The 24702-nt window shown below is 70.8% G+C and carries 21 protein-coding genes and 1 riboswitch; of the genes, 8 read left to right on the top strand and 13 right to left on the bottom strand.

The features are described 5' to 3' along the window. Positions 1 to 44: 44 nt before the first annotated feature. Complete coding sequence (locus ACGFNI_RS29155) at positions 45 to 1562, bottom strand: gamma-aminobutyraldehyde dehydrogenase (protein ID WP_393687650.1); 1518 nt, start codon at positions 1560 to 1562, stop codon at positions 45 to 47. 201 nt (positions 1563 to 1763) lie between these two features. Here ACGFNI_RS29155 and ACGFNI_RS29150 point away from each other — a divergent pair, with 201 nt between their 5' ends. Both ACGFNI_RS29150 and ACGFNI_RS29145 read left to right on the top strand, forming a co-directional pair. Further along, positions 1764 to 2363 carry an NADAR family protein gene (locus tag ACGFNI_RS29150; RefSeq protein ID WP_393687649.1) on the top strand — a complete coding sequence of 200 codons (600 nt, stop codon included), beginning with the start codon at positions 1764 to 1766 and terminating at the stop codon, positions 2361 to 2363. 211 nt (positions 2364 to 2574) lie between these two features. Then, positions 2575 to 3597 (top strand): adenosine deaminase, encoded by a 1023-nt coding sequence (locus ACGFNI_RS29145; RefSeq protein ID WP_393687648.1) that lies wholly within the window; start codon positions 2575 to 2577, stop codon positions 3595 to 3597. A 93-nt stretch (positions 3598 to 3690) separates the two neighbouring features. On the opposite strand, the gene ACGFNI_RS29140 is transcribed toward ACGFNI_RS29145, so the two are convergent. Next, a complete protein-coding gene (locus ACGFNI_RS29140) occupies positions 3691 to 4875 on the bottom strand; it encodes a spermidine/putrescine ABC transporter substrate-binding protein (RefSeq protein ID WP_393687647.1) in 1185 nt (394 codons plus the stop codon). A gap of 117 nt (positions 4876 to 4992) precedes the next feature. Continuing rightward, positions 4993 to 6447, bottom strand: a complete 1455-nt coding sequence (locus ACGFNI_RS29135) for a gamma-aminobutyraldehyde dehydrogenase (RefSeq protein WP_393687646.1) — start codon at positions 6445 to 6447, stop codon at positions 4993 to 4995. A gap of 179 nt (positions 6448 to 6626) precedes the next feature. Here ACGFNI_RS29135 and ACGFNI_RS29130 point away from each other — a divergent pair, with 179 nt between their 5' ends. From ACGFNI_RS29130 to ACGFNI_RS29110, 5 genes are all read left to right on the top strand, one after another. After that, positions 6627 to 7100 carry an Lrp/AsnC family transcriptional regulator gene (locus ACGFNI_RS29130; protein ID WP_227047869.1) on the top strand — a complete coding sequence of 158 codons (474 nt, stop codon included), beginning with the start codon at positions 6627 to 6629 and terminating at the stop codon, positions 7098 to 7100. A gap of 82 nt (positions 7101 to 7182) precedes the next feature. Beyond that, positions 7183 to 8544, top strand: coding sequence for an aspartate aminotransferase family protein (locus tag ACGFNI_RS29125; protein ID WP_393687645.1), 1362 nt, complete (start codon positions 7183 to 7185; stop codon positions 8542 to 8544). A gap of 248 nt (positions 8545 to 8792) precedes the next feature. Then, positions 8793 to 9533 (top strand): ABC transporter ATP-binding protein, encoded by a 741-nt coding sequence (locus ACGFNI_RS29120; RefSeq protein WP_393687644.1) that lies wholly within the window; start codon positions 8793 to 8795, stop codon positions 9531 to 9533. Then, complete coding sequence (locus ACGFNI_RS29115) at positions 9515 to 10696, top strand: hypothetical protein (protein WP_393687643.1); 1182 nt, start codon at positions 9515 to 9517, stop codon at positions 10694 to 10696. Before ACGFNI_RS29120 ends, ACGFNI_RS29115 begins: the two co-directional genes overlap by 19 nt. Before the next feature lie 200 nt (positions 10697 to 10896). Then, on the top strand, positions 10897 to 11922 hold the full coding sequence (locus ACGFNI_RS29110) for a hypothetical protein (protein ID WP_393687642.1): 1026 nt from the start codon (positions 10897 to 10899) through the stop codon (positions 11920 to 11922). Positions 11923 to 11970: 48 nt separating this feature from the next. Here ACGFNI_RS29110 and ACGFNI_RS29105 read toward each other — a convergent pair whose 3' ends face one another. The 9 genes from ACGFNI_RS29105 to rpsB form a co-directional block, all read right to left on the bottom strand. Next, entirely contained in the window at positions 11971 to 13050 is a 1080-nt protein-coding gene (locus ACGFNI_RS29105; RefSeq protein WP_393687641.1) for an ABC transporter ATP-binding protein, read from the bottom strand. Then, on the bottom strand, positions 13051 to 14742 hold the full coding sequence (locus tag ACGFNI_RS29100; RefSeq protein ID WP_393687640.1) for an ABC transporter permease: 1692 nt from the start codon (positions 14740 to 14742) through the stop codon (positions 13051 to 13053). After that, complete coding sequence (locus ACGFNI_RS29095; protein WP_393687736.1) at positions 14718 to 15746, bottom strand: thiamine ABC transporter substrate binding subunit; 1029 nt, start codon at positions 15744 to 15746, stop codon at positions 14718 to 14720. The genes ACGFNI_RS29100 and ACGFNI_RS29095 overlap by 25 nt, the downstream gene beginning before the upstream one ends. A 153-nt stretch (positions 15747 to 15899) precedes the next feature. Further along, positions 15900 to 16020: riboswitch (TPP riboswitch) on the bottom strand. A gap of 33 nt (positions 16021 to 16053) precedes the next feature. Beyond that, a complete protein-coding gene (rlmN, locus tag ACGFNI_RS29090) occupies positions 16054 to 17166 on the bottom strand; it encodes a 23S rRNA (adenine(2503)-C(2))-methyltransferase RlmN (protein WP_393687639.1) in 1113 nt (370 codons plus the stop codon). Positions 17167 to 17331: 165 nt separating this feature from the next. Continuing rightward, positions 17332 to 18489 (bottom strand): phosphatidate cytidylyltransferase, encoded by a 1158-nt coding sequence (locus ACGFNI_RS29085; protein ID WP_393687638.1) that lies wholly within the window; start codon positions 18487 to 18489, stop codon positions 17332 to 17334. Beyond that, positions 18489 to 19046 (bottom strand): ribosome recycling factor, encoded by a 558-nt coding sequence (gene frr, locus ACGFNI_RS29080; RefSeq protein WP_393687637.1) that lies wholly within the window; start codon positions 19044 to 19046, stop codon positions 18489 to 18491. The genes ACGFNI_RS29085 and frr overlap by 1 nt, the downstream gene beginning before the upstream one ends. 175 nt (positions 19047 to 19221) lie before the next feature. After that, positions 19222 to 19995, bottom strand: coding sequence for a UMP kinase (pyrH, locus tag ACGFNI_RS29075; RefSeq protein WP_227047879.1), 774 nt, complete (start codon positions 19993 to 19995; stop codon positions 19222 to 19224). A gap of 162 nt (positions 19996 to 20157) precedes the next feature. Beyond that, positions 20158 to 20994 carry a translation elongation factor Ts gene (gene tsf / locus ACGFNI_RS29070; protein ID WP_393687636.1) on the bottom strand — a complete coding sequence of 279 codons (837 nt, stop codon included), beginning with the start codon at positions 20992 to 20994 and terminating at the stop codon, positions 20158 to 20160. Positions 20995 to 21093: 99 nt separating this feature from the next. After that, positions 21094 to 21996 carry a 30S ribosomal protein S2 gene (rpsB, locus tag ACGFNI_RS29065; protein WP_393687635.1) on the bottom strand — a complete coding sequence of 301 codons (903 nt, stop codon included), beginning with the start codon at positions 21994 to 21996 and terminating at the stop codon, positions 21094 to 21096. Between the two features lie 461 nt (positions 21997 to 22457). Between rpsB and ACGFNI_RS29060 the strand changes: the two genes are divergently transcribed. Further along, positions 22458 to 23792, top strand: a complete 1335-nt coding sequence (locus ACGFNI_RS29060) for a peptidoglycan DD-metalloendopeptidase family protein (protein ID WP_393687634.1) — start codon at positions 22458 to 22460, stop codon at positions 23790 to 23792. Between the two features lie 286 nt (positions 23793 to 24078). Here ACGFNI_RS29060 and ACGFNI_RS29055 read toward each other — a convergent pair whose 3' ends face one another. After that, positions 24079 to 24618: a TetR/AcrR family transcriptional regulator gene (locus tag ACGFNI_RS29055; RefSeq protein ID WP_227049348.1), complete on the bottom strand. Its 540-nt coding sequence runs from the start codon at positions 24616 to 24618 to the stop codon at positions 24079 to 24081. Between the last annotated feature and the right edge of the window lie 84 nt (positions 24619 to 24702).

Raw genomic sequence — 24702 nt, 5'->3', positions numbered from 1 at the left:
GTCCGGCAGGGCCGGTCCGGCGCTGTCGGGAGGTGCGCGGCGCCCTAGCCGCGGTCCCCGAAGACCGTGCGGTGCCAGTCCTTCCTCGCGGTCCCGGTGATGTCGTACATCACGTGCTTGACCTGCGTGTACTCATCGAAGGAGTAGGCGGACATGTCCTTGCCGTAGCCGGATGCCTTGGCGCCGCCGTGCGGCATTTCGCTGATGATCGGGATGTGGTCGTTGACCCAGACGCAGCCGGCCTTGATCTCGCGGGTGGCGCGGCCGGTGCGGTAGACGTCACGGCTCCAGGCGGAGGCGGCGAGTCCGTAGGGGGTGTCGTTGGCGAGCGCGATGCCCTCGTCGTCGCTGTCGAAGGGCAGCACGACCAGGACCGGGCCGAAGATCTCGGCCTGCACGATCTCGCTGTCCTGGGCGGCGCAGGCGATGAGCGTGGGCCGGTAGTAGGCGCCCTTGGCCAGTTCGCCCTGCGGGGCCTCGCCGCCGGTGACGACGGTCGCGTAGCCGCGGGCCCGGTCGACGAAACCGGCGACGCGGTCGCGCTGGGCGTGCGAGATCAGCGGACCGAGGTCCGTCGACGGATCGAAGGGGTCGCCGATCCTTACGGTCGCCATCAGGTCGGCGACACCGGCGACGAACGCGTCGTACAGGGGGCGTTGGACGTAGGCGCGGGTGGCGGCGGTGCAGTCCTGGCCGGAGTTGATGAGCGCCCCGGCCACCGCGCCGTGCACGGCGGCTTCCAGGTCGGCGTCGTCGAAGACCACGAAGGGGGCCTTGCCGCCCAGTTCGAGGTGCAGGCGCTTGACGGTGCCGGTGGCGATCTCCGCGACGCGCTTGCCGACGCCGGTCGACCCGGTGAAGGACGTCATCGCGACCCCGGGGTGGCCGACGAGGTGTTCACCGGCGTCCCGGCCGGCGCCCGAGACGATGTTGAGCACGCCGTCGGGCAGTCCGGCGCGGGTCGCGGCCTGCGCGAACATCAGCGAGGTGAACGGGGTGATCTCGGCGGGCTTCAGGACGATGGTGTTGCCGGCGGCGATGGCGGGCAGCACCTTCCACGCGGCCATCTGGAGCGGGTAGTTCCAGGGCGCGATGGAGCCGACGACGCCGACCGGTTCACGGCGGACGGCCGAGGTGTGGTCGGGGCTGTACTCGCCCGCCGCTTTGCCTTCCAGGTGGCGGGCGGCACCGGCGAAGAAGGCGGCGTTGTCGACCGAACCCGGTACGTCGAACCCGGCGCTGAGTTTGAGCGGCTTTCCGCAGTTGAGCGATTCGGCGAAGGCCAGTTCGCCGGCGTCTTCGGCGAGGGCGGCGGCGAAGCGGTGCAGCGTCTCGGAGCGTTCTCCCGGGGTCGCGCCGCCCCACTCGGGAAAGGCCCGCTCGGCGGCTTCGACGGCCGCGTCCACGTCGGCGGGACCGGCGAGTTCGTAGCGGTACACCTCTTCGCCGGTCGCCGGATCCACCACGGTCTGGGTGCGGCCCGACGTACCACCGCGCAGCCGCCCTGCAAGGAATTGCGCGCCCTCGGCACATCGCTCGGTCACATCGAAACGCTGTTCCACGGTGGTCTCCTCCGCCTGGCCGAGGTCCGTTCCACGGCGCGGCCTGGCGTAGCTATTGCTGGAATTGATGGCCGATCTTGGCAGAGCGATAGGGGGTCAACAAGGGATTCCGTTGTTGCCTTTTGGTTACGCGACGGATTCTGCGATTTCCGTAGTCCGGCCTCCCGACAGAATGTCAGTGCCGGCTGACAGAATCCCGGCATGATGCACGACACCACGGGGACCTCGCACCACAGCGCCGCCGGCGGGCCGCGCTCGGTGCCGGAACTGCTCGCCGCCGAAGCCGCGGGCGAGCGCGTCAAGTACGTCCACTTCTGGGGCCATTCCCCGCGCAGGGACGGCGCGTTGGGCCCGAGTTGTTTCAGCCAGTGGTGGCCGTCAGCCTTCACCGTCGACGGCGTCCGCTACGCCACGGCCGAGCACTGGATGATGGCGGCCAAGGCCCGGCTGTTCGGGGACGAGGAGGCGGAGCGGAGCGCCCTGGCCGCGGACCACCCCCAGCAGGCGAAGGCCGCGGGGCGTACGGTGCGCGGTTTCGACGAGACCGTCTGGCAGGAGCACCGCTTCGGTCTCGTCGTCGAGGGCAGCGTGCACAAGTTCGGCGACGACCCCGCGCTGCGCGCCTACCTGCTGGGGACGAACTCCCGGGTCCTGGTGGAGGCCAGCCCCATGGACCGGATCTGGGGCATAGGTCTGGCGGCCGACGACCCGCGCGCGGCGGACCCTGCGCGCTGGCGTGGGCTGAACCTGCTGGGCTTCGCCCTCATGGAAGCCCGCGGGCGGCTCGCGGCGGCGGGCTGACGGCGGCGCGGCCGGGCGGCCCGCCGCGTCCCTACGGCCGCGCCCCTACAGCTGCGGGGCCGCCGCCCGCTCCCGGCCCGACGGCGCCGCCACCGGCCACGTTCCCCTGCGGTGCCGTCCTCGCCGGACCGGCCCCTCGTCCGTGCCGGGCCGCCGCATACGATGACCGGACGTCTGCGCGCTCCCCACCCCCATTGACCAGGAGGAACCGTTGTCCGATCTCGATGCCTTCATCGCGGGCCTGCCCAAGGCGGAGCTGCATGTCCACCACGTCGGATCGGCCTCGCCCCGGATCGTCGCGGAACTGGCCGCCCGGCACCCGGACTCCCCGGTCCCCACCGACCCCGAGGCGCTCGCGGACTTCTTCACCTTCCGCGATTTCGCGCACTTCATCGAGGTCTACCTCTCCGTCGTGGACCTCGTGCGGAACGCCGATGACGTGCGGCTGCTGACGTTCGAGGTCGCCAGGGACATGGCGCGGCAGAACATCAGGTACGCCGAGCTGACCCTGACCCCCTTCAGCTCCACCAAGCGCGGCATCCCGGACGCGGCGTACGTCGAGGCCGTCGAGGACGCGCGCAAGTCCGCGGAGTCCGAGCTGGGCGTGGTGCTGCGCTGGTGCTTCGACATCCCCGGCGAGGCCGGCCTGGAGGCCGCGGAGGAGACCGCGCGCATCGCCTGTGAGCTACAGCCGGAGGGACTGGTCTCGTTCGGTCTCGGCGGCCCCGAAATCGGCGTACCGCGCCCGCAGTTCAAGCCGTACTTCGACCGCGCCATCGCGGCCGGGCTGCGCTCGGTGCCGCACGCCGGCGAGACGACCGGCCCGGGAACCATCTGGGACGCCCTGACCGAGCTGCGCGCCGACCGCATCGGCCACGGCACCAGCGCCCCGCAGGACCCGGCGCTGCTGGCCCATCTCGCCGAGCGGCGGATCCCGCTGGAGGTCTGCCCCACCTCCAACATCGCGACCCGCGCGGTGCGCACCCTGGAGGAGCACCCGGTCAAGCAGATGGTCGACGCCGGGGTGCTGGTGACGATCAACAGCGACGACCCGCCGATGTTCGGCACCGACCTGAACACCGAATACGGCATCGCCGCCCGGCTGCTGGGTCTGGACGCCGCGGGGGTGACGGCGCTCGCCAGGAACGCCGTCAACGCCTCGTTCCTGGACGCACCGTCCAAGGCCCGGCTGACCCGCGAGATCGACAGCTACGCGGCCACCTGGCGGGCCTGACCGCCGCCGGGCCCGAACAGGCGGACGGGGAGGGGCAGTTGACGCCGGCCGCCGGTGCGCCGAGCACCGGCCGGGGCACGGGCGCCCGCCCCGTCACAGCCCGACGATGCCGTTCCACTCCTTGGCGAGCGCGGGGCGCTCCTTGGAGGTGATGTCGCGGGCGATGGCCAGCCGCTTGCGCATCGCCGCGTCGGGGAAGACCAGCGGGTCTTCGGCGAGGGCGGCGCGTTCCTTGTCCTTGGACGAGGCCAGCACGTCGCGGGCGGCGGGCACGGGGCAGACGTAGTTGACCCAGGCGGCGAGGTCGGCGGCGACCTCCGGCCGGTAGTAGTGGTCGATGAGCTTCTCGGCGTTGCTCTTGTGGTCAGCGAGGTTGGGGATCATCAGGCTCTCCGCCCACAGCTCGGCGCCTTCCTCGGGCACCACGAACGCGATGTCGGGGTTGTCGGCCTGGAGTTGGATCACGTCGCCGGAGTACGCCTGGGCGGCGAGCACATCGCCGGAGTCGAGGTCCTTGATGTAGTCGTTGCCGGTGAAGCGGCGGATGTGGCCGCGGTCGACGAGCCGCCGTATCCGGTCGGCCATCCGGTGGAAGTCGTCGGTCGTCCAGCGGGTGATGTCGACGCCGTCGCCCTGAAGCAGCATCGCGAAGGACTCGTCGAGCCCGGACAGCAGGGTGACCCGGCCGCGCAGGTCGTCCTTCCACAGGTCGGACGTGTGCCGGATCTCCCGGCCGAGCTTCCTGCGGTTGTAGGCGATGCCGGTGATGCCGGACTGCCAGGGCACCGAGTGCTTGCGACCGGGGTCGAACGGCGGGGAGGCGAGCTGCGGGTCGAGGTTCTTCGCGACGTGCGGCTGGGCCGCCCGGTCCATCTCCTGCACCCAGCCGAGCCGGACGTAGCGGGCGCACATCCAGTCGCTGATGACGATCAGGTCGCGCCCGGTGGGCTGGTGGTTCATCAGGGCGGGGCTGATCTTCCCGAAGAACTCGTCGTTGTCGTTGATCTCCTCGGTGTACGTCACGGAGATCCCGCTGCGGCGCTGGAACGCGTCCAGGGTGGGCCTGCGCTGCTTGTCGTGGTCGTCGACGTCGATGTAGAGCGGCCAGTTGGCGAACACCAGCTTGTGGTCGCGCGCCGAGCGGTCGGGACTCGTCCGGTCCGCCGCCTTGACGTACGCGGGCGGTACCCCGCATCCGGCCGCGGCGGCGGCCAGCGCCCCCGTCACGCCGACTGTGCCCATGCCCCGAAGCAGCGAACGCCGCGAAAGATCAGCCATGGCGTGCACTCTCACGGGTCGCGGGCGGAGGCGGCAAGAGACAGAGCGTCCATTGCCGGGCCTCCGCCCGCGACGGTGTGTCGAGCGGCCGGCGCCGCGCGACGGTGGACCGGCGGCTCAGCCGTCCAGCGAGGTCATCACGTGCTTGATGCGGGTGTAGTCGTCGAAGCCGTAGGCCGAAAGGTCCTTGCCGTAACCGGACTTCTTGAATCCGCCGTGCGGCATCTCGGCGACCAGCGGGATGTGGGTGTTGATCCACACGCAGCCGAAGTCGAGGCTCTTGGACATCCGCATGGCGCGGGCGTGGTCCTTGGTCCACACCGAGGAAGCCAGGGCGTACTCGACGCCGTTGGCCCACTCCAGCGCCTGCTCCTCGTCGCGGAACGACTGGACGGTGATGACCGGGCCGAAGACCTCGTGCTGGATGATCTCGTCGTCCTGCTGGAGTCCTGAGACGACGGTCGGGGCGAAGAAGTAGCCCTTCTCGCCGACCTGTTCGCCGCCCGCCTCGATCTTGGCGTGCGCGGGCAGCCGCTCGATGAAGCCCTTGACCTGCTTGAGCTGGTTGGCGTTGTTCAGCGGCCCGTACAGCACGTCCTCGTCGTCGACCGCGCCGGTCTTTGTCTCCGATGCGGCCTTGGCGAGCGCGGCGACGAACTCGTCGTGGATGGACTCCTGGACGAGCACGCGGGTGGCGGCCGTACAGTCCTGGCCCGCGTTGAAGTACCCGGCGACGGAGATGTCCTCGACCGCCTTGGCGATGTCGGTGTCGTCGAAGACCACGACCGGCGCCTTGCCGCCCAGTTCCAGGTGGACCCGCTTGAGGTCCTTGGACGCGGACTCGGCGACCTGCATGCCGGCCCGCACCGAGCCGGTGATCGACGCCATCGCGGGGACCTTGTGCTCGACCATCAGCCGGCCGGTCTCACGATCGCCGCAGACGACGTTGAACACGCCGCGGGAGTGGCCGAGTTCGTCCAGCACCCCGCCGATGATCTCGCCGATCAGGACCGTCGACGCCGGGGTGGTGTCGGAGGGCTTGATGACGACGGTGTTGCCGGCGGCGAGCGCGGGGGCGAACTTCCACACGGCCATCATCATCGGGTAGTTCCACGGCGCGACCTGGGCGCAGACGCCGATCGGCTCGCGGCGGATGATGGAGGTGAAGCCGTCCATGTACTCGCCGGACGCGCGGCCCTCCAGCATCCGGGCGGCGCCCGCGAAGAAGCGGATCTGGTCCACCATCGGCGGGATTTCCTCGGAGCGTACGAGCGCGAGGGGCTTGCCGCAGTTCTCGGACTCGGCGGCGATCAGCTCGTCGGCGCGCTCCTCGAAGCGGTCGGCGATCTTGAGCAGGACCTTCTGGCGCTCGGCCGGGATCAGGTCGCGCCAGGCGGGGAAGGCGGCCTGGGCGGCGGCCATGGCCGCGTCCACATCGGCGGCGGCCGACAGCGGGGCGGTGGCGTACGGCTCCCCGGTAACCGGATTGACCACCTCCGTGGTCCGCCCGTCGGCGGCGTCCCGGAACTCCCCGTCGATGTAGTTGCGCAGACGACGCAGTGCGGTGGTCACTGGGCGCCCCCTTCAATCAGATGTCCGGTGGTTGAGACACCCACCCTAGCCATGAAGTCAACGTTTTCGACACACCCGCCACTCTCGAACAACGGAATCAGTGCATTTTCGATCTCACGACAACTGATTTCATCGATTTGGGGTTGCGGGACAGGCGAGGCTCGTGCACAGTGAGGGATGTGGCCACTCGTGACAGAACCGGCACCCCGTCGATCGACTCCGTCTCCCTGGCGATCATCGAGCAGCTCCAGGAGGACGGGCGCCGTCCGTACGCCGCGATCGGCAAGGCCGTCGGCCTGTCCGAAGCGGCGGTACGCCAACGCGTACAGAAACTGCTCGACCAAGGCGTGATGCAGATCGTCGCGGTCACCGACCCCCTCACGGTCGGTTTCCGGCGGCAGGCAATGGTCGGCATCAACGTCGAGGGCGACCTCGACCCCGTGGCCGATGCCCTGACAGCCATGGAAGAGGTCGAGTACGTCGTCATGACGGCAGGCTCCTTCGACCTGCTGATCGAAATCGTCTGCGAGGACGACGATCACCTGCTGGAAATGATCAACAAGCGAATCCGCACGCTGCCCGGCGTCCGGACGACCGAGAGCTTCGTGTACCTCAAGCTCCGGAAGCAGACCTACACATGGGGAACGAGATAGCCATGAGCGAGCACAGCGAGCGAATCAATGAAGGGTGCGCGCTGCGCGAATGCCAGCCCGCCGAGCGAAGCGAGGCTCGCGCATGAGCGCCGACCTCTCCAAGACGGCGTACGACCACCTGTGGATGCACTTCACCCGCATGTCGTCGTACGAGAACGCCCCCGTGCCGACGATCGTGCGCGGCGAGGGCACCTACATCTACGACGACAAGGGCAAGCGCTACATCGACGGCCTGGCCGGCCTCTTCGTGGTCAACGCGGGCCACGGCCGGGTCGAGCTGGCCGAGACCGCCTACAAGCAGGCCCAGGAGCTGGCCTTCTTCCCTGTGTGGTCCTACGCCCACCCCAAGGCCGTCGAACTGGCCGAGCGGCTGGCCGACTACGCGCCCGGTGACCTCAACAAGGTCTTCTTCACCACCGGCGGCGGCGAGGCGGTCGAGACCGCCTGGAAGCTGGCCAAGCAGTACTTCAAGCTCGTCGGCAAGCCGATGAAGCACAAGGTGATCTCCCGCGCGGTGGCCTACCACGGCACCCCGCAGGGCGCCCTGTCCATCACCGGACTCCCGGGCCTGAAGGCCCCGTTCGAGCCGCTGGTGCCCGGCGCGCACAAGGTGCCGAACACCAACATCTACCGCGCCCCGATCCACGGCGACGACCCCGAGGCGTTCGGCCGCTGGGCCGCCGACCAGATCGAGCAGCAGATCCTCTTCGAGGGCCCCGAGACGGTCGCCGCGGTCTTCCTGGAGCCGGTACAGAACGCCGGCGGCTGCTTCCCGCCGCCGGCCGGCTACTTCCAGCGGGTCCGCGAGATCTGCGACCAGTACGACGTGCTGCTCGTCTCCGACGAGGTCATCTGCGCCTTCGGCCGGCTCGGCACGATGTTCGGCTGCGACAAGTTCGGCTACGTCCCGGACATGATCACCTGCGCCAAGGGCATGACGTCGGGCTACTCCCCGATCGGCGCCTGCATCATCTCCGACCGCCTCGCCGAGCCGTTCTACCAGGGCGACAACACCTTCCTGCACGGCTACACCTTCGGCGGCCACCCGGTCTCCGCCGCCGTCGGCATAGCCAACCTCGACATCTTCGAGCGCGAGGGCCTCAACAAGCACGTCCTGGCGAACGAGGGCAACTTCCTCGGCACCCTCCAGAAGCTGCACGACCTGCCGATCGTCGGCGACGTCCGCGGCAACGGCTTCTTCTACGGCATCGAGCTGGTCAAGGACAAGGTCACCAAGGAGTCCTTCAACGACGAGGAGACCGAGCGCGTCCTGTACGGCTTCCTCTCCAAGGCGCTGTACGACAACGGCCTCTACTGCCGCGCCGACGACCGTGGCGACCCGGTGATCCAGCTCGCCCCGCCGCTGATCGCCGACCAGAAGCTCTTCGACGAGATCGAGCAGATCCTGCGCAGCGTCCTGACCGAGGCGTGGGCCAAGCTCTGACCGCCGCGTCCGGCACCCTCACCGGCCGGCCGGGGCACCCCGCCCCGCTGACGCACCCTCAGCACAACTGAAGATCTCACGGCCCGGATTCACTCTTTTAAAGCCATAAGAGTGAATCTGGGCCGTTGTGCATGCCGAGCGACGATTGCCAGGGGTCCGCAGTCCTTACCGTTCCAGTGACCGATACCCTCCATGGTCGTTCACCCGGCCGGGGGAACGAGCGGACGCGACGAGCAAGAGGTGCGCAGATGGTGGCCCCGCCTGACAACGACGTTCTCTGGGCCCGCGGCCTGCACCACAGCTATGGCGGCAGCCCGGCCCTGGCCGGTATCTCCCTGGGCGTCAGGGAGGGCGAGATCCTCGCCGTCACCGGCCCGCGCGGCAGCGGCAAGACCACACTCCTGCGCTGCCTCTCCGCCCAACTCGCCCCGTCCGAGGGCGAGGTGTGGTTCAACAGCTCCCCCGTCCACACCCTCTCCGCCCGGGGCCGGGAGCGGCTGCGCCTGGACCGCTTCGGGTGGATCGACACCCAGCCGCAGCTCGTCGCCGAGCTGACCGCCTGGGAAAATGCCGCGCTCCCGCTCCTGCTGCGCGGCGAGGGCCACCGCACCGCCCGGCACACCGCGGCCGAGTGGCTGGACCGCCTCGACGTGGGCGGCTGCGCCCGCCGCCGCCCCGACCGGCTCGACCAGTCGCAGCGTCAGCGCGTCGCCGTCGCCCGCGCCCTCGCGTCCGCCCCGCACGTGCTGTTCGCGGACGAGCCGACCGCGCCGCTGCACCGCACCGACGGCACGCAGGTGCTGCGCACCCTCACCGCCGCCGCCCGCTCCCACCAGATCACCGTCGTGCTGGCCACCCACGACCCGGACGTGGCGACGCTCGCCGACCGCACCCTCGCCCTCGTCGACGGCCGCAGAGCCGGGGCGGCTTCCGCGGCCACCGACGCTCCCGACGCGGAAAGCAGGGCAGCGTGCTCGCTCTCCGTCTAGCCCGCGGCACGCATCCCCTCGTCCTGGTGCGCCGGCTCTTCGTGGCCGCGGCGGCAGCGGGCACCGGCTTCCTCCTGCTGGCCACGCTCGGCCACGCCGCCGGGCACCCCAAGGCCGTCGGCGACTCCCTGGTCCGTCTCCTGTGGTGCGTCGCGCCGCTCGCCGCCACCGCCCAGTTCGCGGTGTCGGTGGCGCGTACGGACCCCGCGGCCCGCTTCCCGAGCGGCATGGCCGCGGCCGGTCTGGGGCCCGTCCGGCTCACCCTGCTCGCCGCCGTCTCCACGGCGCTGTCCTGCGTGCTCGGCGCGGCCCTCGCCCTCCTGGCGTTCTTCCGTCTTCGCGGCGATCTCGGCACGTCGCCCTCCCGCGGGCTCGGCACGGATCTGCTCGGCGCCGGCCACCCGGTTCCGCTCGCCGGCGCCCTGCTCCTGCTGTCGACGGTGCCGCTGACCGCCGCTGCGGCGACCGCCGTCGCGCTGCGCCCGCGCGAGCAGCGGCCCGCGCCCGCACCATCCGACGCCGATGACGCTCCGCCGCGTACCGCACCGGCCACGCCGTCCGGGCTGCCCTGGGGCATCACCCTGGCGGCGGCCGGCCTGGCCGTCGAGAGCTACGCCGCCCAGGGGGTGGCGGCGGCCGACGGCCTGCTGCCGCTGCCGGGCCGGCTGATCGGCAGCCCGCCGGGTGTCCTGGCCGGCTGGGCGCTGTCGGCCATCGGCCTGGTACTCGCCGGTCCCGGTCTTGTGCATCTGTGCGGGCGGCTGCTGTGTGCGAGCCGTCCCGGCGCGCTCCGGCTGCTGGCCGGGCGGGTGCTCCAGGAGGAGGCGCACCGCATGGGCCGTCCCGTCGGCGTGCTGTGCGCGGTGGTGTCCGGTGCCTACGCGGCGGTGAAGGTGTTCCACGCCGCGCCGCTCCAGCCGTTCGGGCCGCTGACCGCGGTCGGCGCCGCCGTCGTGCTGGTCTGCGTCACGGCGAGCTTCCTGACCGCGGCCGTGGAATCCCGCGCGGCGCGCGCCGACACGACGGCCGCGCTGCGCCGGCTCGGTGCCCCCGCTTCCCTGCTGCGCCGCGCGGCGACGCTGCGCGCCCTGACCCTGGTGGTCGTGCTGGCCCCGGTGACCTGGTCCGTCGCGGAGCTGGCGGCTCTTCCCCTGGTGCGCTGAGCGGACGCCCTACGTAGCTCCCGCGGCTCCCGCCCTTTCCACCACGAGCGGGAATCCCCGGCCGGCCGCAGGCCCTCGGCCCGGCCAGGCAACCCGCGGCCCGAAATGCACGTCTGCCTGGCCGGGTAACGCAGTGGTGAGAGGCACCCCCGCCGGCCGGGAAGACGCGGCGCGGCGGCGGTGCGTGAACGGAGCTCTTGGTGATCATCGGCCTTCTGACGGCCGTGGCGGCATCGGTCTGCTACGGCACGGGTTCCGTTCTCCAGGCGGTGGGATCGCGGAAATCCGCCCGCCGGGAGGCGGCAGGCGCCGCCACCGGTGTCACCCAGCACGGCGGCCCCAGCCTGGCGTCGACCGCGAAGGCCGCGGTGACCTGGGAGTTCATGGTCGGTTCCGGGCTGGATTTCGTGGGCTTCGGGCTGGGCGCGCTGGCTGCCAGGCTGCTGCCGCTGTTCCTTTCGCAGACGGTGATCAGCGCCAATCTCGTGATCACCGCGCTGCTGAGCATCAAGCTGCTCGGGATACGCCTCAGCAGGCCCGAGTGGACGTCGATCGCCGTGGTCTGCGGGGCTCTGGTGCTGCTGGCCACCGCCGCGGGGCACGAAGGGAGCGGCCGTACTCCGGCCGCCGGCCATTGGTGGCTGCTGATCGCGTCCGTCCTCCTGATCGCCGTCGGCACCCTGGTCGTCCGGCTGCTCGGTGCGCGGGCCGCGATCCTCGCCGGGCTGCTCTCCGGTCTCGGCTTCGGCGCGCTGGGTGTGGGCGTCAGGATGCTGGACGGCGTGGCGCCGTTCAGCCTGTCCGTCCTCCTCGCCGACCCGGCGCTCTACGCGATCCTGGTGGCGGGGATCGGCGGCATGTACCTGCACACCGTGGCGCTGCAGATCGGTTCGGTGAACGGTGCCACCGCGGCGCTGGTGGTGGGCGAGACGGTGGTGCCCGGCATCCTGGGGGTGCTGTGGCTCGGTGACGCGTCCAGGCCCGGCTTCGCCTGGGTCGCGGTGCTCGGCTTCGTGGCGGCGGTCGCCGGTGCCGTCGCCGTCGCCTGGTTCGGCTCGGACGAGGGCGATCCGGCGGGTGCGGCAGGCAGCGGCGACACCGGCGGAGCGGGTCAGGCACGGCCCGGGGATCCGGCCGTGGGACGCGCGCGGGACACGGAACACGTCCCGACCGGCACAGACGCACCGGGCGCGGGACACGGCCGGGACGCTGAACACCGCCGGTAGCCGTCCCGGAAACCGTTCCGGCGATTCCGGCCGGGCCGCCTCAGGACGCTATCCGTCCCCGCCGGCCAGCACCACGACGTCTTCGGCGGCGAAGCGGACGCCGACCCGCTCGCCCGTTTCCGGCGCGTCCCGCAGTGCGCAGGCCGCCTCCAGTTGAGGGCCTTCGGCCGGCTGGAGCAGCAGGGCGACGTGGGTGCCGCGGAAGGTCCGGGCGGCGACCGTGCACGGCAGGCCGTCGGACACGGGCGTCAGCCGCACGCCGGCCGGCCGGACGAGCAGCCGGCACCGCCCGTCGGGTGACGCTTCGGGGACCGGCACCTTGCCCCAGGGCGTCACGGCGGCGCCGCCCTGCACCGTCGCCGCGACGACATTGTCGAAGCCGAGGAAGCGGGCGACGAATTCGGTGGCGGGCCGCTGCCAGACCTCCAGCGGGGTGCCGGTCTGCGCGATCCGTCCGTCCTGCATCACCACGACCCGGTCGGCCAGCGCAAACGCCTCGCCCTGGTCGTGCGTGACGGCGAGCACCGTCGTCCCCAACTCGCCGAAGAGCCGCCGCAGTTCGACGACGAGACGTTCACGCAGTCCCCGGTCGAGCTGTCCGAGCGGTTCGTCGAGCATCAGCAGCCGGGGGCTCGGTGCGAGGGCACGGGCCAGCGCGACCCGCTGCTGCTCGCCGCCGGAGAGGGAGGCGACGGCGCGGCGCCCGGCGCCCGGAAGACCGACGAGGCCGAGCAGTTCGGCGACGGTGCGCTGCTGTGCGGCGCGGTCAGCCCGGCGCATCCGCAGGCCGAAGGCGACGTTGCCCGCGACGTCCTGCTGCGGGAAGAGCTGGTGGTCCTGGAACATCAGGCCGACGCCCCGCCGGTGGGTGGGCACCCGCGCCTGGTCGCGTCCCTCCAGCAGCACCTGCCCGGCATCGGCCGGTTGCAGCCCGGCCACCACCCGCAGCAGCGTCGACTTGCCGCTGCCGCTGGGCCCGAGCACGCACACGACCTCGTGGGCGGCGACGTCCAGATCGACCGCGTCGAGCGCGGCGGGCGCGCCGGCCGGCCCGAAGCGTACGGTCACGCCGTTCAGCCGCAGCAGCTGCTGTCCTTCGGTGTCTGCGGCCCGAGCCGTAGCCGTCATCTAGAACTCCCCGGACTGGTCGGTGCGGAGGCGCTCCAGGACCAGCAGGGCCCCGGCGCACACCACCATCAAGATGGTCGAAAGGGCCATCGCCTGGCCGTAGTTCAGCTCCCCGGCGCGGCCGAGCAGCCGGGCGACGGCCACCGGGAGCGTCGGCTGGTCGGGCCGTGCGATGAAGACCGTCGCGCCGAACTCGCCGAGCGATACGGCGAACGCGAATCCGGCGGCGATGAGCAGGGCGCGGCGCACCATCGGCAGGTCCACCTCGCGCCACACGCGCCACGGCGAGGCGCCCAGCACGGCCGCCGCCTCCCGCAGCCGCCCGTCGACGGCACGCAGGACGGGCAGCATGATCCGCACCACGAACGGCACCCCGACCAGCGCCTGGGCGAGCGGCACCAGCCACCACGAGGAGCGCAGGTCGAGCGGCGGCCGGTCCAGGGTGATCAGGAATCCGAAGCCGACGGTGACCGCGGACACGCCGAGCGGCAGCATCAGCAGCGCGTCGAAGCCGCGGACGAGCCGCCCGCCGCGCCGGGTCAGGGCGGCGGCTGCCAGGCCGCCCACCACCAGGGCGATCGCGGTGGCGGCCACCCCGTAGGCGAGCGAGTTCCACAGCGCTTCCAGGGGGGCGACGGCGAAGGTGCTGTCGGCGGACGCGGCGGAGCCCAGCGTTTCGTAGAAGACCGTGCCGTAGCCGTCGGGCCCGGCGAAGGACCGCTCGACGAGCACGAGGAGCGGCACGACGACGAGGACGGCGATGATCACGAGGGTGCCCCACAGCAGCGCCCACTGTCCGGGGCCGCGGGGCCGCCGCGCGGTCCGCGCGGCGTCGACGAGCCGGAGGGTGCTCTCGCGGCGGCGCACCGTCCAGGCGTGCAGGGCCAGCAGGGCGAGGACCGCCGCGAACTGGATCAGGGTGAGGACGGCGGCGGTCGGCAGGTCGAGGAAGTCGGCGGTCTGCCGGTAGATCTCCACCTCCAGGGTGGAGAAGGTGGGCCCGCCGAGGATCTGCACCACTCCGAAGGAGGTGAAGGTGAACAGGAAGACCATCAGCGCGGCGGCGGCGACGGCGGGGCCGAGCGCGGGCAGCGTCACCCGGCGCCAGGCCGCGAGACGCCCGGCGCCCAGCACCCGCGCCGCCTCCTCCTGCCGCGGGTCGAGCTGTCCCCACAGCCCGCCGACGGTCCGTACGACCACGGCGTAGTTGAAGAAGACGTGGGCGAGCAGAATCGCCCACACCGAGGTGTCGAGACGCACGCCCCACAGGTCGTCGAGCAGCCCGCCGCGGCCGGCCAGGGCCAGGAAGGCGGAGCCGACGACGACGGTCGGCAGCACGAACGGCACCGCGACCACCGCCCGCAGCAACTGCTTGCCGGGGAAGTCGAACCGTGCGAAGACGTACGCGCCGGGCAGCGCGATCAGCAGGGTGAGGCCGGTCGACGCGGCGGCCTGCCAGACGGTGAACCACAGGACGTGCAGGACGTCCCCGTCGCCGAGCACGTCGGCGATCCGGCCGAGCTGCCACCGCCCGCCGTCCTTCAGCCCGCGTCCGACGATCGCGGTGACCGGGTAGGCGAAGAACAGCGCGAAGAAGGCGACCGGCAGCGCCATCAGCGCCGCCCGCACCGCCGTGGCGCGCCGGCTACGGCCGCGCCTGGCCCCGTCTACTTCAGAACGAGCGAGGACCACTGCTTGACCCACTGTTCGCGGTTCTCGGTGATCGTCTCCGGGGCGAGGGTCGCCGGCTTGTCGATCGTCGCGCCGTACTTGGTGAACAGGTCGGGCACCGTGGCGTCCTTGCGCGCCGGGTTGACGAACATCTGGAGCGGCATGTCCTCCTGGAACTTCCGGCTGAGCAGGAAGTCCAGCAGTTCCTTGCCGCCCTTCTCGTTCTTGGCGCCCTTGAGGAGGCCGCCGAACTCGATCTGCCGGAAGCAGGTCCCGGTGGCGACGCCGGTCGGTGCCTGCTTCGGCGCGGGCTTCTTGCCGAGCACCTCGACGGGCGGGCTGGAGGCGTACGAGACGACCAGCGGCTTGTCGCCCTTGCCCCGGCCGGCCGCGGATCCGGAGAAGCGCTCGTTGTACGCCTGCTCCCAGCCGTCGACCACCTCGACGCCGTTGGCCTTGAGCTTCTTCCAGTAGTCCTGCCAGCCCTTCTCACCGTGGGTGGCGATGGTGCCCAGCTGGAAGGCGAGCCCCGGCGACGAGGTTGCGGAGTTCTCCGTGACGAGCAGGCCCTTGTACTGCGGCTTGAGCAGGTCGTCGAAGGTCTTCGGCGGCGCGAGCCGGTGCCGGTCGAAGTAGGCGCGGTCGTAGTTGACGCAGGTGTCGCCGTATTCGAGGGGTGTGACGCGGTGGTCTGCCTTGTCCAGTTGCAGGGCGGCGGGGACGGCGTCGAGGCCCTTGGCCCGGTACGGCGTGAAGAGGCCGGCCTTCAGGCCGCGGGACAGCAGGGTGTTGTCGATGCCGAAGAAGACGTCGCCCTGCGGGTTGTCCTTGGAGAGGATCGCCTGGTTGACGGCCTTGCCCGCGTCGCCGCCCTTGAGCACCCGGACCTTGTAGCCGCTCTGCTTCTCGAACGCGGCGAGCACCGACTTCGAGGCGTTGAAGGAGTCGTGGCTGACGAGTGTGACGGTCTTGGCGTCCGCCGCGCTGCCGCCGTCCGCGCTGCCGCAGGCGGCGAGCGCGGTCATGCCGGCTGCGGCGGCGGCGACCGCCGCCACGGCTCTGCGGGCGGTGGTGGTGCGGTTGGTGCTCACTGATTTCCTCCTGGCTGGCCAGGAAGAGACGCGGCCCCGCGCCGCGCCGCCCGGTGGAGCCGGGCGGCGCAGGGCGGGGCGCAACAGCATGAGTGACGACCGAACTTCCTACCCGGAATGACCCGGGCGAGGTTCAAGGGTCTGCGGGCGCCGTATCCCTACGACGTCTCCGCACTCTCAGCGCTGTGGCGCTCCCCTGTCGGAATGTGCATTTGTTCGATCACACGCTACCAGCGGGCGGTCAGCGTTCCGAGGCCGCGAGCTGTCCGCAGGCGCCGTCGATCTCCTGGCCGCGGGTGTCGCGGACGGTCACCGGCACGCCGTGCGCCTCGATGGCCCGGACGAACGCCCGCTCGTCCTCGGGGCGCGACGCGGTCCACTTCGAGCCGGGTGTCGGGTTCAGCGGAATGAGGTTGACGTGCACGCGCTTGCCCTTGAGCAGCCGTCCCAGCAGGTCACCGCGCCAGGCCTGGTCGTTGATGTCACGGATCAGGGCGTACTCGATGGAGATCCGGCGGCCGGACTTCTCGGCGTACTCCCAGGCCGCGTCCAGGACCTCGCGCACCTTCCAGCGGGTGTTGACCGGGACGAGGGTGTCGCGCAGTTCGTCGTCCGGGGCGTGCAGCGAGACCGCGAGCCGGCACTTGAAGCCCTCGTCGGCGAACCGCAGCATGGCGGGCACCAGTCCGACGGTGGAGACGGTGATGCCGCGCTGCGACAGGCCGAGGCCGTCCGGCTCGGGGTCGGTGAGCCGCCGGATGGCGCCGACCACCCGCTTGTAGTTGGCGAGCGGCTCGCCCATGCCCATGAACACGATGTTCGACAGCCGCGCCGGGCCGCCTGGCACCTCGCCGTCGCGCAGGGCGCGCATTCCGTCGACGATCTGGTGCACGATCTCGGCGGTCGAGAGGTTGCGGTCCAGGCCGGCCTGGCCGGTGGCGCAGAACGGGCAGTTCATCCCGCAGCCGGCCTGTGAGGAGATGCACATCGTGACCCGGTCCGGGTAGCGCATCAGCACCGATTCGACGAGCGTGCCGTCGTGCAGCTTCCACAGGGTCTTGCGGGTGGTGTCGTCGTCGCACGAGATGTGCCGCACCACGTTCATCAGCTCGGGCAGCAGCTCCGCGGCGAGCTTCTCCCGGGCCGCGGCGGGGATGTCGGTCCACTGCGCCGGCTCGTGCGCGTAGCGCGCGAAGTAGTGCTGCGACAGCTGCTTGGCGCGGAACGGCCTCTCGCCGATCGCGGCCACGGCTTCGCGGCGCTCGGCGGGGCTGAGGTCTGCGAGGTGCCGCGGGGGCTTCTTGGCCCCGCGGGGGGCGACGAATGTCAGCACACCGGGCTCGGGCGGTGCCATGGGCGGAACTCCTCAATGCGACGGTGCCGGACGATCTCCACGGTGCGGAGCCAACGGCGGGACGGTGCCGGAACCCGGGGGACTCACGGGAACTGTCCCCGCGGTCGCGAGGACGGAAAAAGGCCCGCTGTCGGACAGCGGGCCTTTCCAGACTACCTGGGCGCTTCAGCCGCTGCCGACGAAGATCACGAAGAGCAGCCAGACGACCGGGGCGGTCGGCAGCAGGGAGTCGAGCCGGTCCATGATGCCGCCGTGGCCGGGCAGCAGGGTGCCCATGTCCTTGATGCCGAGGTCCCGCTTGATCATGGATTCGCCGAGGTCGCCGAGGGTGGCGCTGGTGGCGACGGCCAGGCCGAGCAGCAGCCCCTGCCACCAGGCACCGTCCGTGATCAGGAACTCCATGCACAGCGCGCCGGCGGCCATCGCGAACAGCACGGCACCGACCAGGCCCTCACGGGTCTTGCCGGGGCTGATGCGGGGCGCGAGCTTGTGCGTGCCGAAGCGCCAGCCGACGGCGTACGCCCCGGTGTCGCTGACGACCGTCAGCAGCAGGAAGGTCAGTACCCGCTGCGGCCCGTCGTCGGCGGCGAGCATCAGGGCGACGAACGTCGCGAGGAACGGCACGTAGAACGCCGCGAAGACCCCTGCGGTGACGTCCCGCAGGTAGTTCTCGGGTTTCCCCGTCATGCGCCAGACCAGGACGGCGAGGGTGGTGAGTGCCATCGCCACCCAGGCGCCCTCGGCTCCGCGCACGTAGCCGGCGATCACCATGGCGGTGCCGCCGACGGCGAGCGGTACCAGCGGCGCCCTGATGTCCTTGCGCTCGGTGAGCCGCGAGGTCAGCTCCCACAGGCCCACGACGACGGCGACCGCTATCACGCCGATGAAGACGTGCTTGTAGACGAAGAGGGAGGCGACGATGACCGCGCCGAGGCCGACGCCGACCCCTATCGCGGCGGGCAGATTGCGTCCCGCGCTCTTCTTCTTCGGCTTCTCTGGGTCCTGCGAGCCCGTGGGCCCGGGGGAACCGGGGAAAGGAGTGGCCATGGGCTCCTGCGGCTTTTCGTCGCGGAACAGGGGGCCGCTCAGCCGAGTGGCCCCCCGGTCGTCGTCCCGGATGTCCCGGTGGTCCCGGCTGTCGTCCTGGTATCCGCCGGCGTCGGGCACGACGGGCAGCGGCCGGGTCTGCCCCACCGCTCCCCCGTCGTGCGCGTATCCCGTCACAGCGGGTGGCGCCGCCCCGCTCGGCGCGGAGGCCGGTCCATGGTCGGGCGGTCCCCAGTGACCTGCGCCGGGCGGGGCCCCCCAGGATGACTCGTTCATCAGACCTCGAGGAGCTCGGATTCCTTGTGCTTGAGGAGCTCGTCCACCTGCGCGACGTACTTCGCGGTGGTGTCGTCGAGCTCCTTCTCCGCGCGCCTGACCTCGTCCTCGCCCGACTCCTTGTCCTTGACGAGCTTGTCGAGGTTTTCCTTCGCCTTGCGGCGGACGCTGCGAATGGAGATCTTCGCGTCCTCGCCCTTGGTCTTGGCGACCTTGATGTAGTCCTTGCGGCGCTCCTCGGTCAGCTCCGGGAACGTCACTCGGATGATGTTGCCGTCGTTGCTCGGGTTGACACCGAGGTCGGAGTCGCGGATCGCCTGCTCGATGTTGCGCATCGCGCTCTTGTCGAACGGGGTCACCACGGCCATCCGCGGTTCCGGAACCGAGAACGACGCCAGCTGGTTGATCGGCGTCAAGGCACCGTAGTAGTCCGCCACGATCTTGTTGAACATCGCCGGGTGCGCACGCCCGGTGCGGATCGCGGCGAAGTCCTCCTTGGCGACCACGACGGCCTTCTCCATCTTCTCCTCGGCCTCGAGGAGGATCTCTTCGATCACCACTTGCTCCTGGTCTCTTCGGTAAGAAGCAGAGCCTCGCCCCTGCCGCGCGTCTACTCCTGCACGGTGTCCGACCGGCAGGCGGTTGTCCATCCCCGTGCCGGGGCCCTGCCCGGCACGGGAGTTGCCGCGGGTACCGGCCGATGCCCGTACGCCATCGCGGCAGTTGGGGCCGTCAGGCCCGGGTGCCCTGATCGCTGACGAGCGTGCCGATCTTCTCACCCTTCACCGCACGCGCGATGTTGCCCTCGGCGAGCAGCTCGAAGACGAGGATCGGAAGCTTGTTGTCGCGGCACAGCGTGATGGCGGTGGCATCGGCGACCTTCAGGTCGCGGGTGATGACCTCGCCGTATTCGAGCGCGTCGAACTTCACCGCGTCGGGGTTCTTCTTGGGGTCGGCGTCGTAGACACCGTCCACGCCGTTCTTGCCCATCAGCATGGCCTCGGCGTCGATCTCCAGGGCGCGCTGGGCTGCGGTGGTGTCCGTGGAGAAGTACGGCATGCCCATACCGGCGCCGAAGATGACGACCCGGCCCTTCTCCAGGTGGCGCACCGCGCGCAGCGGAATGTACGGCTCCGCGACCTGGCCCATGGTGATGGCGGTCTGCACGCGGGTCTCGATGCCTTCCTTCTCCAGGAAGTCCTGGAGGGCGAGGCAGTTCATGACCGTGCCGAGCATGCCCATGTAGTCGGAACGGGCCCGGTCCATGCCGCGCTGCTGGAGTTCGGCGCCGCGGAAGAAGTTGCCGCCGCCGATCACGATGGCGATCTCGTAGCCGTCGCGTACCACGGCGGCGATCTCACGTGCCACGGCGTGCACGACATCGGGGTCGACACCCAGGCCGCCGCCGCCGGCGAACGCTTCGCCTGACAGCTTCAGCAGGAAGCGTCCCTTCCCACCACTGTCGGGATTGTCGGCCTTGTCCGAGCCGTCGGCACCGTGATTCATTGAGCTCTCCTCGTACACATACGAAGAAGGCCATTGCCGTGGGTCCGGTTCAGATCCCCGTACGGCAATGGCCTCCTCGTCACATCTGCGGCCGGCCACTGAGCGGCCGACTGCGTACGACCCTAGCGGGGTCGTAGGTCATTCGCTGCCTTCGCGGCAGGCTCAGGCGCCGACGCGGATGCGCGCGAAGCGCTTCAGCGAGACACCGGCCTCGTCCACGACCTTCTGGACGGTCTTCTTGTTGTCCTTGGCGAACGCCTGGTCCAGCAGCGCGTTCTCCTTGAAGAAGCCGTTGACGCGACCCTCGACGATCTTCGGAAGGGCGGCCTCGGGCTTGCCCTCCTCCTTCGCGGTGGCCTCGGCGACGCGACGCTCGTTCTCGACGACGTCGGCCGGAATGTCCTCACGGGAGAGGAACTTCGGCGCGAACGCGGCGACGTGCTGCGCGACGTCCTTCGCGACCTCGGCGTTCTCCTTGTCCAGCTCGACCAGGACACCGACCTGCGGCGGGAGGTCGGGCATGGTGCGGTGCATGTAAGCGGCCACGTAGCCACCGGAGAACTGCGCGAAGCGGTCCAGGACGATCTTCTCGCCCAGGGTGGCGTTGGCCTCGTCGACGTACGCCTGGACGGTCTTGCCGGCCTCGATCTCGGAGGCGAGCAGCGCCTCGATGTCGGCCGGAGAGGTCTTGGCGACGTGCGCGGCGAGCGCGTTGGCGACGGCCAGGAACTTCTCGCCCTTGGCGACGAAGTCGGTCTCGCACTTCAGCTCGAGCAGCACGCCGGAGGTCTTGTCGTCGGCGATGAGGGAGACGACTGCGCCGTTCTCGGCGGAGCGGCCCTCGCGCTTGGCGACGCCCTTCTGGCCCTTGACGCGCAGGATCTCGACGGCCTTGTCGACGCTGCCGTCGCCCTCGTCCAGCGCCTTCTTGCAGTCCATCATGCCGGCGCCGGTGAGCTCGCGGAGCTTCTTGACGTCAGCGGCGGTGTAGTTCGCCATGATCTGTGAATCTCTTCTCGAAAGTCGAAAGATCTACGGGTGGACGGCGGGGGCGGCGCTTGTGGCACCGGCCCCCGCCGTCGTCAACCGGTTCTGAGGTCAGGCCTGCTCGGCGTCCTCGGCCGGCTTCTCGGCCTCGGCGGCCGGAGCCTCGGCGGCCGGGGCCTCGGCCGGCTTGTCCTCGGCGGGCTTGTCCTCGGCCGCGGGGGCCTCGTCGGCCTTCTTCTCGCCCTCGAGCAGGTCGCGCTCCCACTCGGCCAGCGGCTCGGCGGCAGCCTTCTCGCCGGGCTTCTGGTCGCCGGTGGCGACGCCGGAACGGGCGATGAGGCCCTCGGCGACGGCGTCGGCGATCACGCGGGTGAGCAGGGTGACGGAGCGGATCGCGTCGTCGTTGCCCGGGATCTTGTAGTCGACCTCGTCGGGGTCGCAGTTGGTGTCGAGGATCGCGACGACCGGAATGTTGAGCTTCCGGGCCTCACCAACCGCGATGTGCTCCTTCTTGGTGTCCACGATCCAGACGGCGCTGGGCACCTTCTGCATCTCGCGGATACCGCCGAGGGTCTTCTCCAGCTTGGCCTTCTCGCGGGAGAGGACGAGCAGCTCCTTCTTGGTCAGGCCGGACGCGGCCACATCCTCGAAGTCGATCTGCTCGAGCTCCTTCAGGCGCTGCAGGCGCTTGTAGACGGTCGAGAAGTTGGTCAGCATGCCGCCGAGCCAGCGCTGGTTCACGTAGGGCATGCCCACGCGGGTCGCCTGCTCGGCAATGGCCTCCTGGGCCTGCTTCTTCGTGCCGACGAACATGACCGAGCCACCGTGGGCGACGGTCTCCTTGACGAACTCGTAGGCGCGGTCGATGTACGACAGCGACTGGAGCAGGTCGATGATGTAGATGCCGTTGCGCTCCGTGAAGATGAAACGCTTCATCTTCGGGTTCCAGCGGCGGGTCTGGTGCCCGAAGTGGACGCCGCTCTCCAGCAGCTCCCGCATCGTGACGACGGCCATGGCCGTACTCCTTGTTGTTCTCGGTTCCACTGCGGCCGGTCGGCCGCGGTGCCTGACGCCCCGACGCGCCTGCCGAGGACGGAACCGTCCGAGGACCGAGGAGCGCGGCCACCGTGCTGCCCCGAAGGGGACTGGTGCACTGATGGCGGGGCGTGCGAAGTCGACCCGGTGACCCGGATCGCCACCAGAAGTGTACGGGACGGTCGATGCCCCGGGCGACACGCTCCATGAGCCGCCCCCGCAGGCCACCACCCGACGACGCCCGCCCCCGCACAACCACCCACCGACCATGGCGAAGCCCCCTCTCCCCGGCCTCCACTCACCGGATCGGGTGACGCAGATATCCCCAGCCGACCGGTTACCCACAGCCACGGACCAAGATCCCCCCGCAATCACCGATTACGTCACCGTCGACCCGTACGACATTCCGGAAGCGGGAGATCGATCGGGGGCGATGGCTGATGAGGGTGCGGGCTGTTGGGGAGTGTGGGTGGCCCCGGTGTGGGCGTTCCCGGCGTGGGTGGCATGGGTGGCGGTCGGTCCGGGACCGGCTGGCTCGGGATACGCCGTGGGGACGGCGGCCCGTACCGGGGTGCGCTCCGGCGTGCGAGGAGGCCGGGCAGGGACGGTGCCGCCGTGAGCGCGATGGACGTACGGGGAATCGACGCACGGGGAATCGATGTACGGGGAGCGGGCACGGTCAATGGCCCCACCCGCTCGGCACCCCACCCCGTCGGCGCGCAACGCCCCCGCGCGCCAGGAGCTGCTTCTTCCCTCGCACCACCGCCGCGGCCCCCTGGACCGTCGCGTTGAGCGCCCTCCTCTGCATCCTCCCGGCCGCCGACGCGATGGCCGGACCTCCCCCACCACCCGCAGCGTCAGTCACAGAAACAGAAGCAGAGGCCGAAGCAGCGACAGGAGCGGAAGGAACTGGAACCCAGCGCGCTCGCCCCCGGCCGCCGCTCCACTCCCGTCCACCGACTCCGGGCGATCGTTCCTGGCCGGTGGATGGTCAACACGGCCTGCACCCAACGGTGTTACGCGGCTGGGAGCCACCACCGTCCCCCTGGTCCGCGGGACATCGGGGCGTCGATCTGGCAGCACCGGCCGGCGCCACGGTGCGGGCCGCCGCCGCGGGCCGGGTGACCTTCGCCGGACAGGTAGCCGGCCGGGGCGTGCTGACGATCGAACTGTCCGACTCGGGACGACCACCACTACGCACCACGTACGAACCGGTACGCGCCACGGCACGGAAAGGCGACGAGGTGACCGCGGGCCATCCGGTCGCCGTCCTCCAGCCCGGCCCGTTCCACTGCCGCGAGCCCTGCCTGCACTGGGGCCTGCTCAGGGGAAAGACATATCTCGATCCCCTGTCGCTGCTCCCCCCTTCGATGCTGCACGGCGGCCCGTCACGCCTCCTCCCGGTCTTCGGCGTCCCGATTCCACCGCCGTCACACAGCGCCGCCGTCGCCCCCTCCTCATCACCCCACACAAGCCGCACGGCCTCCACCGCACCCACCACGACGGGACTGTCCTTAGCCGTGACCCTCGCCCTCGCCACCCTGTGGGCAATCAGCCGCCTGCCACACAGCCGACGCACTCCCAAACACCACGGCCGCCCCAACTCACCCGCCGCCCCACGACACCGAAGGACCCCGCACCGATACATGCCGAGCCTCCCGCACACAGCTCCCGCAGGCCGAGCGCCGACCGCCGCACCGCGAGTGACGGGTGAGCGCCCCTCGCCCCTCAGGGACGAGATACCCACGACGACGAACAGGACGAGACGCGCGTAGACCGCACCGGGGAGTCTGAGCTGCCGGATGACGAAACCGGCTAGGCGGACGAGAGAGGTACGAGAGGGGGCGGGTCACCAGCGGGGTGTGCCATAGGCGGCGGGTCGACGCCAGCACACGGCTTGTGGTGTGCGGTGTTCGGTGTGCGGCACACCACACACCACAACCAGCAACGGTGGAGGGGCGGGGTGGAGGCGGGGGGGGAGGGAGGGGAGGGGGCGGGGGCCAGGGAAGACGAAAAGCTTGAGCCGCACCGCCGCCCAGGCCCCCGCCCCTCCCCCGCAGGTCAGCCCCGGACGCCCCGGAGGGCCATGGAGACTGCTGCCTCGGTGATGTCGTCCGGGTTTTCGGCGGCGCCGAGTTCGATGCGGCGGACGGCGGCGTCCACGACTCCCTGGAGGAGCATGGCGGCGAGGCGCGGCTGTTCGTGGCCGAGTCCGGCGAGCGCCTCCACGATCATGGCGATGAGGCCGCCGTGCGCGGCGCGGATCTTTTCGCGTGCGCCGGCGTCCAGTTCACCGGCGGAGATGGCGACCACCGCACGGTGCCGACGGTCGCCGACGAGCGCGAGCTGCCGGCGTACGTACGCCTCGATCTTCGCCTCGTCGGTGTCGGCGCGCTCCATGGCCGCTTCGACCTCTGCGGCCCAGACGGGGAAGTCGACGGCGCACAGCTCTTCGACGACGGCCGCCCGGGAGCGGAAATACTCGTATACGGAGGAGCGCGCGAGTCCCGTGCGCTCGGCGAGGGCGGGGAAGGTCAGCGCTTCCGTTCCGCCTTCGGACAGCAGGGTGCGGGCGGCGTCCAAGAGGGCGCCGCGCTGCATCGTCCGGTGCTCGGCCACTGAGGCCGCTCGAATCCTGGGCACCTGACCACTCTACGGATGACGTGCCCGGAGCGGCACTCCGCC

Source organism: Streptomyces sp. NPDC048644, from assembly GCF_043199105.1.
In the GTDB taxonomy this organism is placed as follows: Bacteria; Actinomycetota; Actinomycetes; order Streptomycetales; family Streptomycetaceae; genus Streptomyces.
This window is presented reverse-complemented; position numbering and strand designations above follow the sequence as displayed.

Excerpts from the sequence above, each read along its gene's own strand:
- ACGFNI_RS29150 (WP_393687649.1), top strand. The coding sequence starts at position 1,764 with ATGATGCACGACACCACGGGGACCTCGCACCACAGCGCCGCCGGCGGG.
- ACGFNI_RS29140 (WP_393687647.1), bottom strand. The coding sequence starts at position 4,875 with ATGGCTGATCTTTCGCGGCGTTCGCTGCTTCGGGGCATGGGCACAGTC.
- ACGFNI_RS29125 (WP_393687645.1), top strand. The coding sequence starts at position 7,183 with ATGAGCGCCGACCTCTCCAAGACGGCGTACGACCACCTGTGGATGCAC.
- ACGFNI_RS29120 (WP_393687644.1), top strand. The coding sequence starts at position 8,793 with ATGGTGGCCCCGCCTGACAACGACGTTCTCTGGGCCCGCGGCCTGCAC.
- ACGFNI_RS29105 (WP_393687641.1), bottom strand. The coding sequence starts at position 13,050 with ATGACGGCTACGGCTCGGGCCGCAGACACCGAAGGACAGCAGCTGCTG.
- ACGFNI_RS29095 (WP_393687736.1), bottom strand. The coding sequence starts at position 15,746 with ATGACCGCGCTCGCCGCCTGCGGCAGCGCGGACGGCGGCAGCGCGGCG.
- rlmN (WP_393687639.1), bottom strand. The coding sequence starts at position 17,166 with ATGGCACCGCCCGAGCCCGGTGTGCTGACATTCGTCGCCCCCCGCGGG.
- ACGFNI_RS29085 (WP_393687638.1), bottom strand. The coding sequence starts at position 18,489 with ATGAACGAGTCATCCTGGGGGGCCCCGCCCGGCGCAGGTCACTGGGGA.
- pyrH (WP_227047879.1), bottom strand. The coding sequence starts at position 19,995 with ATGAATCACGGTGCCGACGGCTCGGACAAGGCCGACAATCCCGACAGT.
- tsf (WP_393687636.1), bottom strand. The coding sequence starts at position 20,994 with ATGGCGAACTACACCGCCGCTGACGTCAAGAAGCTCCGCGAGCTCACC.
- rpsB (WP_393687635.1), bottom strand. The coding sequence starts at position 21,996 with ATGGCCGTCGTCACGATGCGGGAGCTGCTGGAGAGCGGCGTCCACTTC.
- ACGFNI_RS29060 (WP_393687634.1), top strand. The coding sequence starts at position 22,458 with ATGAGGGTGCGGGCTGTTGGGGAGTGTGGGTGGCCCCGGTGTGGGCGT.
- ACGFNI_RS29055 (WP_227049348.1), bottom strand. The coding sequence starts at position 24,618 with ATGCAGCGCGGCGCCCTCTTGGACGCCGCCCGCACCCTGCTGTCCGAA.